Origin of the sequence: Galbibacter marinus (genome assembly GCF_000300875.1) — a bacterium.
GTDB classification, from domain to species: Bacteria; Bacteroidota; Bacteroidia; order Flavobacteriales; family Flavobacteriaceae; genus Galbibacter; species Galbibacter marinus.
Genome location: NZ_AMSG01000008.1, coordinates 133,113 through 140,824 on the forward strand (window position 1 = coordinate 133,113; position 7,712 = coordinate 140,824).

A 7,712-nucleotide genomic window follows, 5' to 3' on the forward strand; every position below is an offset into this window, starting at 1 on the left:
AACCTCCATTATCAATGGAGGTTTTCTTATTTTTAAGGATACCAATTGGTTGAATCTATGTATTATAGAGAAAAGTTTATTCTAGTCATCTTACTTTTGGTGGCTTTAATGGGGCATTGCCAGGATAAAATCACACTTAGTGGAGTGATTACCGATTACAATAGTAATGAAACACTCATTGGGGTAAATGTAATTATTCCAGAACTCAACATCGGAACCTCCACAAATGTTTATGGATTCTACTCTATCACAATCCCTAAAGGATCTCACAGCGTACTGGTGAGTTACCTTGGCTATCAGTCCATCGACCAAAGGGTCACCTTAGATAGGTCTTCTAAAATAAATTTTAAATTAACCCCTAGAACTGAATTTCTACAAGAGGTAGTAGTGCAGGAAGACCTTGAGAAGCTCAATGTGGAAACTCCGCAAATGAGCGTCAACAATTTAAGTATTGCTACTATAAAAAAAATACCTGCTGTCCTAGGAGAAACCGATGTAATTAAATCCTTATTATTACTTCCAGGGGTTAGTAATGCTGGGGAGGCTTCCTCAGGTTTTAATGTCCGTGGTGGCGCTACTGATCAAAATCTAATCCTTTTAGATGAGGCTACCATTTTTAACTCTGATCATTTATTCGGTTTCTTTTCTGTCTTTAATCCTGATGCTATTAAAAATGTTAAGCTCTATAAAGGTGGCATTCCTGCTCGATATGGTGGAAGGGTTTCATCTGTTCTTGACATCTATCAAAAAGAAGGCAATAGTAAGGATTTCAATCTAACTGGAGGCATAGGTGTGCTCTCAATGCGCCTTTTAGCTGAAGGTCCTATTGTCAAGGATAAAAGTTCATTTTTAATTGGAGGTAGGAGTTCCTATGCTCATTTATTTTTAAAATTTACAGAGAATGATAATACCGCTTTTTTCTATGATTTAAACACAAAGCTTAATTTTAAAATTGACGACAAAAACTCGATTTATATCTCTGGATATTTTGGACGGGATGTGTTTGATGTGGATGATAGTTTTAAAAATTCTTATGGAAATTCAGTGGCAAATCTTCGATGGAATCACCTGTTTTCTGACAAACTATTCTCAAATCTCTCATTGATATACAGTGATTATTACTATGGGCTATCACTGGACTTTGTCGGTTTCAAATGGAATAGTAACATCCAGAATTTCAATGTAAAATACGACTTAAGACATTATCTTTCAAATGATATTGAATTGCAATATGGGTTGCAAAACATTTATTATAAATTCAATCCAGGTGAAATCATACCTCAAAATGAATCCTCTGGGGTAAACTATTTAAAATTAATTGATAAATATGCCAACGAAACTGCGGTATATGTTCAAGTGGATCAAAAGCTATCTGATAAAATCAACATTGCTTACGGTTTGCGTTTTAGTAATTTTATACGCCTGGGTCAACGCGAATATTATACCTATGAGGACGATATGCCAGTAAGATTCAATCAAACTTTGGATATTTATGAAAAAGCAACTCCTATAGACACAATTTCTTCAAGTAAAAGTGAGTCCCTAAAGACTTTCCACAACTTTGAGCCTAGGTTTGCAATATCTTACCTTATAGATGGCTCGCAATCCATTAAAGCGAGTTACAATAGGATGTCTCAATATTTACATCTTATTTCAAATACTAGCTCCCCTACTCCTTTGGATGTATGGGCTCCAAGTGGCACTTATATAAAACCTCAAATTCTCGATCAGTATGCTTTAGGTTATTTTAAAAATTTCAGACAAAATTACTCCATAGAAACTGAAGTGTTTTACAAGTTCATAAAAAATAGAGTTAATTATATTGATGGGGCGGATCTCATTGCCAACCAAGCAATCGAACAAGTAATCTTAAATGGAAAATCACAAGCCTATGGTTTAGAAGTATTACTGAAAAAAAATTCAGGGAATTTACAGGGTTGGTTATCCTATACCCTTTCCAAATCAGAACAAAAAACTCCGGGAAGGACTCCAGATGAACCTGGAATTAACCAAGGTCAGTGGTATAATACTCCATACGACAAAACCCATGACATTTCACTTACAGCCAGTTATAGTTTATCAGATAACTGGAGTTTAGCAGGTAATTTTATTTTTCAAACTGGTAGACCAACCACCTATCCAATTGGACAATACCAATATGAAGGCACAACTTTTCCAAACTTCGGTTCTCGAAATAAGAATCGTCTCCCCTTTTATCATCGACTAGATTTTTCTGCTACCTATACTCCAATACCTAAAAAGAAAAGTGGGTGGCGTGGAGAATGGGTCTTTAGCGTATACAACATTTATGATCGCAAGAACGCAGCTTCTCTTTCTTTTAGAGAAGACTTGGAGACTAATCAAAATGAGGCTGTAAAGCTTTCTATATTTGGCATTATACCTTCCATAACCTATAATTTTAGATTTTAAAATGAGAGACCTTTGTTATATATTCGCTTTGCTACTACCTCTGATGCTTATATCCTGTGAAGAGGTCGTGGACGTTGAACTAAAGACTGAAGATCCTAGGCTTGTAGTTGAGGCTTCCATTAATTGGAGCAAGGAGACCGATGGTAGACTTCAGCGAATTATATTGAGTCAAACCACACCTTATTTTGAATCAGAAGTATCACCCGCTACTGGGGCAATAGTTTATATAGAAAACGATCAAGGCCAACGATACGATTTTATCGAAGAAGCAAACTCAGGGATATATATTACCGATCATTTCAACGCTCAAGAAAATATGTCTTACACCTTAATCATTCAATATCAGGAACAGCTATTCCAGGGTAAAGAAAATATGGTAACAGTTACAGATCTAGCATACATCACCCAGAACGACGGAACTGTATTTTCAAATGACTATATTGAACTTAAGGCGTATTTTGAAGATCCAGCAGATGAAGAAAATTATTATTTCTATAAATTCGAGGCAGAAAATGATCATACTATCAATGTCATTGAAGATCGCTTACTCAACGGAAATGAAATGTTTGCCATATTTGTAAGTGAGGAACTAAAGCAATCTGAGCAGGTTCAAGTAAGTCTTTATGGGATTTCTAAACAATACTATAATTACATGTTTACACTTATATCCCAGTCTGGAGAAAGTTTAGGACCGTTTGTAACCCAGCCTGCAACGGTAAAAGGAAATATAATTAATATGAGTAATCCAGAAAATTACGCTTTAGGCTATTTCAGGGTCTCTCAAGAAGATACCTACACCTATGTTGTAGATTAATTTCAGAGATAAAAAAAGGGAGAGAAAACAAAGACCAGCCTATGTAAAGGAATATACATCATAACAATATAACTCGTAAAAGGTACTATTTAATTTACTCTGAGACATAAAAAATATCTTTTTTGAACTTCTATTGACCATAATTAGCTGTAGCAACGACGATGGGACTAGAGGTCAACAATTCACCATTTTTGGAACTTAGTTATTAACAGAAACCTAAACTAGTGAATCTGGGAACAACGGGAAATGGAAACATATCAAAAATAGATGGGACATTCACTTCTACTAGATTTTCAGAATGCACAGCAGGCAATTATTTCCATATCCCAATTGACTTACATTATTAACAATACATCATCGCTCCAATTTATCTACTCCACTGAGAACTTAAAATCGCGCTAAACAAATTAGTTCATTTTCCTTATTTTGAGAATTCTTATCTTAAATTACAAGTCTTGGAGAGGAATCTACAATAAAAACATGACTTAATACAGGTCACCCTTGTTATTGCCCCAAGGAAAAAGAATCCAAAAGTGCAACCAAATATTTTAAAATAACCCGCAAGATAATTTGAGGTAGCAATTTAATTAGGATATTTAAGGGTTCAACAGTTTTCACAACATAAGGGATAAACTCGGCACTTTCTGTACAGTATTAACTAATAATCTTTACTTTTGCCAAATGGAATTTACAAAAACTACAGAGCAAGAATCGCATTACAACGACTTAGAAAAAATGTCAATTCTAGAATTGCTCCAGAATATAAATAAAGAAGACCAAACTGTCCCCCAGATAGTAAAGCAGTCCATACCCGAAATTGAAATACTCGTAAAAGCAATCGTTCCTAAACTAAAAAATGGAGGAAGATTGTTCTATATTGGAGCAGGCACCAGTGGCCGTCTAGGAGTTGTTGACGCCTCGGAATGTCCTCCAACCTTTGGTGTTTCTGAAGATTTAGTTATTGCATTAATTGCGGGTGGTGATAAGGCCATCCGTAAAGCGGTAGAAAATGCAGAGGATAGTAAAGAACAGGGATGGGAAGATCTACTGAAACATAAAATCTCATCCAATGATGCTGTTATTGGGATTGCAGCTTCTGGAACAACCCCATATGTGATAGGGGCCCTAGAGAAATGCAATCAACAAAATATCATTACTGGATGCATTACCTGTAACCAAAATAGTCCAATGTCGTTAGTCTCTCAATATCCTATTGAAGTTATTGTAGGTCCAGAATTTGTAACTGGCAGCTCTCGAATGAAAGCTGGTACAGCACAAAAGTTAGTGCTCAACATGATTTCAACGAGCTTGATGATCCAATTAGGACGCGTAAAGGGAAATAAAATGGTAGATATGCAATTGAGTAACCATAAGCTTGTCAACCGCGGCATTCAAATGATTGTTGATGAAATTGGAGTATCACACCAACTAGCAAAAGAACTATTAGCATCCAATGGTAGTGTACGAAAAGCAGTTAATGCCTATCGAAATGGATAAAACACCAAAAACAGATAGAGCCTTACTATTAACAAGTTTAAAGTATTTTGCTTACACGGTAATGTTGATGTTTACGGCTCCAATAGTAATTTATCAGGCCTTTAAAAATCAAGGGCATCCTTGGTATTGGCCAGTGCTAATAGTCGGATTACTATTGGCAATTGCTGCAATTGTTATGGGATTTTACAGCTTAAAAACCATTATGAAATCCTTCTTCGGTTCTAAGGCTAAGTAAAAGCACCCATTTTCATTTTTTAAAACAATGCCATAAAAAAAAGTGCTGAATCTGGAGGGCTCCAGACACAAACACTTTTAATAATTTATACCAGGAATTTACCTTCTACAATTCCTTGATTTTTATGTTTTTCCAGAAAACCTTTATACCTCCCCCATCATGGATTTGTAGGGCTATTTTACCAGTAGCTTCTCCAATTTTCTCATCAGTAAAATCGACCATTTGATGTCCGTTTAGCCAAGTAGTAACATGATCACCGACTACTCTAACTTTCATGGTATTCCACTCTCCAAACTTCAAGTACTGATCCTTTTCTTTCTCTGGCTTAATCAACCAACCACGACCATAAGACTCATAAACACCTCCAGTATCGTGATTGGGCGGTGCTACTTCAGCTTGCCATCCTGAAATCTTTGTTCCTTCAATATCAGATCTAAAGAATATTCCACTATTCCCATTATCTTCTTGTTTAAACTCTGCAGTGATTTCGAAATCCTTAAAGATTTTCTCAGTGGCTAAATAACCGTACTGCTTATCTGGGCCACTTTCAGATACTAATAACCCTTGATCATTCACATACCATTTCTCGGTTCCATATACTTGCCACCCATCTAAATTTTTTCCATTAAATAATGATGACGTGGATTGACAGGATGTGGTAAAACCAAGTAGTGCTAGTCCTATCATGGTGATTGCTATTCTCATAAATTAATTTAAATAAAATAGTTAATAATTAAATTTTCGCAACCAATATAAGGATTTAAAGTAACAATTCAACACGAAATAACTTTCATTTTCTTATGTAAAGTTGCTAAGATGATTTTATTAGTTATCTAAACCCGCTGTGTAAAAAACTTGTTGTAAGGAAGGCCTAACATTTAAATGATATAAGGCAGAATGAGATCGATTTGGGTACACCCTATTTGATAAAAATATGAAAACAATTTGATGCATAGGATCTGCCCAAACATAAGTTCCAGTAAATCCACCATGACCAAAACTCTCAGGGCTCACCTCTGGTGCTGGTGATGCTTTTGAAATATCCAATCCAGCATTACCAATAAGTGGTTTATCAAAGCCTAATCCCCTCTTGTTATCATTATCAGGATACTGAATTGTGGTAAATTCTCTCAAAGTGCTTTCAGAAATAATGCGCTTGCCTGCATAAGTGCCCATAGATTGGTACATATACATAAGTTTGGCCAGATCTTCAGCTGTACCAAAAAGTCCTGCATTTCCTGAAATCCCGCCTAATAGACCTGCATTTTCATCATGAACCCAAGACTTTACTAAAGTATGTCTAAAAATAGTATCAATTTCAGTAGGCACAATTAAGGAATCTGGATACTTGCCCTTTGGATTAAACATAAAATGCCGGGCTCCTAGAGGCTTGTAAATCGAATCCAAAAGATAATCCTCATAAGCAACCCCTGTAATCTGCTGAATCATTTTAGGATACAACATAAAACTAAGTCCAGAATATTTATATTTTTTTATTGGTGATACCTCGGAGCGATTTAAAATCCTGTACATTTTCCTAGGAAAATTCTTATTGATATAAAGTCCATCGTAAATTTGGGTTGGAAATCGCCTACTAGGCTCATTACGAACAAATCTTTTTCTAAAGTCACCATCTTTCATTACTTCGTTGACAAAAACATAATAAGGCTGTAGTCCAGCTTGATGAGCAAGCACCTCCCTAACGGTTAAATCCTTTTTATCTTTACGACGGCGCCAGTCCTTCCAATAAGTACTAAACTTTTCATCCAATTCAATTTTTCCTTGATCTACCAATTGCATCAGAATAGGTAATGGACCGCTAATTTTAGTAACAGAAGCTAAATCATATAAATCTTCATTGGAGACAGGCACAACACTATCATAGGTATGAAATCCGAAAGATTTATGATAAATAATACTGTTATTCTTGGCAACTAATAATTGAGCTCCAGGAAATGCTTGCTCGTTAATAGCCCTTTTCATGATTGAATCAACCTTATTATTGATGTAGTTAGAATCGAGTCCTTCCTTCTCTGGTAATGCGTATCCTAATCGTATGGTATTTTGAATACTAAGACCACTTCCTTTACCATAATAATCAGTTATAGGCATAGTTAATACACCTGAGCATTCACTGCCCCCAAAAATTAAAGAACCGGCTTGCAGTTGATTATTTACAGAATTATCAGGGAGCTGACACAAGGCATCTGATTCAAACAAAAAATCATTGAAGCTATAATGAGTTAAGGGTGTAAAGCTAACAGCAATTGTTTTAGTATTAGTTGATAATTTAGACAACTTATACAACAATTCCCAATTAATGCTTTTTCCAGACAGTGCATAGATTACATAATTGTAAGAACTAAGGGCATCAGTATTAAATTCATCCTTATTTAAAAGAGTGATAGGAAAGTAATTTTCTAAGGTGCTTTTAAACACCTCTAAACGCTGGTCACTTAAATTAATATACGCAATTTTTTTACCGCCTAAACTTTGTATTGGAATGACATTAGCTTGATTCCTTAATAAGACACAACTAGTGGAGTTACTTTCTTGCCCTTGTAGATTGAACAGGCATATGAACAAACATATAATACTAATTACGCGATGGTATACTTTCATTCTAAATAAGTGCTTTAAACCGCAATTTAAAAAATAGAAAGTTAGGGTTTCTACTTTTGCAGGGAATAAACCATCACTTAAGTGCAAAAAAAAATCCTAATGCTAAAAAACACT

General features: G+C 35.3%; 6 protein-coding genes. 4 read left to right on the forward strand and 2 right to left on the reverse strand.

What is annotated here, in order from left to right; all coding sequences use genetic code 11:
• Positions 1–57: 57 nt before the first annotated feature.
• From I215_RS08040 to I215_RS08055, 4 genes are all read left to right on the forward strand, one after another.
• Complete coding sequence (locus I215_RS08040; protein ID WP_008991466.1) at positions 58–2,430, forward strand: TonB-dependent receptor; 2,373 nt, start codon at positions 58–60, stop codon at positions 2,428–2,430.
• A gap of 1 nt (position 2,431) precedes the next feature.
• The gene (locus tag I215_RS08045) at positions 2,432–3,244 is read left to right on the forward strand and encodes a DUF4249 domain-containing protein (RefSeq protein WP_040460015.1); all 813 of its coding nucleotides are present in this window, start codon (positions 2,432–2,434) and stop codon (positions 3,242–3,244) included.
• 621 nt (positions 3,245–3,865) lie between these two features.
• Complete coding sequence (gene murQ, locus I215_RS08050; RefSeq protein WP_262486277.1) at positions 3,866–4,741, forward strand: N-acetylmuramic acid 6-phosphate etherase; 876 nt, start codon at positions 3,866–3,868, stop codon at positions 4,739–4,741.
• Positions 4,734–4,976 carry a DUF6095 family protein gene (locus I215_RS08055; protein ID WP_008991469.1) on the forward strand — a complete coding sequence of 81 codons (243 nt, stop codon included), beginning with the start codon at positions 4,734–4,736 and terminating at the stop codon, positions 4,974–4,976. The genes murQ and I215_RS08055 overlap by 8 nt, the downstream gene beginning before the upstream one ends.
• 105 nt (positions 4,977–5,081) lie before the next feature.
• Here I215_RS08055 and I215_RS08060 read toward each other — a convergent pair whose 3' ends face one another.
• Entirely contained in the window at positions 5,082–5,681 is a 600-nt protein-coding gene (locus tag I215_RS08060) for a 3-keto-disaccharide hydrolase (protein ID WP_008991470.1), read from the reverse strand.
• 120 nt (positions 5,682–5,801) lie between these two features.
• On the reverse strand, positions 5,802–7,598 hold the full coding sequence (locus tag I215_RS08065) for a serine hydrolase domain-containing protein (RefSeq protein WP_008991471.1): 1,797 nt from the start codon (positions 7,596–7,598) through the stop codon (positions 5,802–5,804).
• Positions 7,599–7,712 lie beyond the last annotated feature (114 nt).

Coding starts and splice junctions, on each gene's coding strand:
- I215_RS08040 (WP_008991466.1), top strand. CDS start 58: ATGTATTATAGAGAAAAGTTTATTCTAGTCATCTTACTTTTGGTGGCT.
- I215_RS08060 (WP_008991470.1), bottom strand. CDS start 5,681: ATGAGAATAGCAATCACCATGATAGGACTAGCACTACTTGGTTTTACC.
- I215_RS08045 (WP_040460015.1), top strand. CDS start 2,432: ATGAGAGACCTTTGTTATATATTCGCTTTGCTACTACCTCTGATGCTT.
- I215_RS08065 (WP_008991471.1), bottom strand. CDS start 7,598: ATGAAAGTATACCATCGCGTAATTAGTATTATATGTTTGTTCATATGC.
- I215_RS08055 (WP_008991469.1), top strand. CDS start 4,734: ATGGATAAAACACCAAAAACAGATAGAGCCTTACTATTAACAAGTTTA.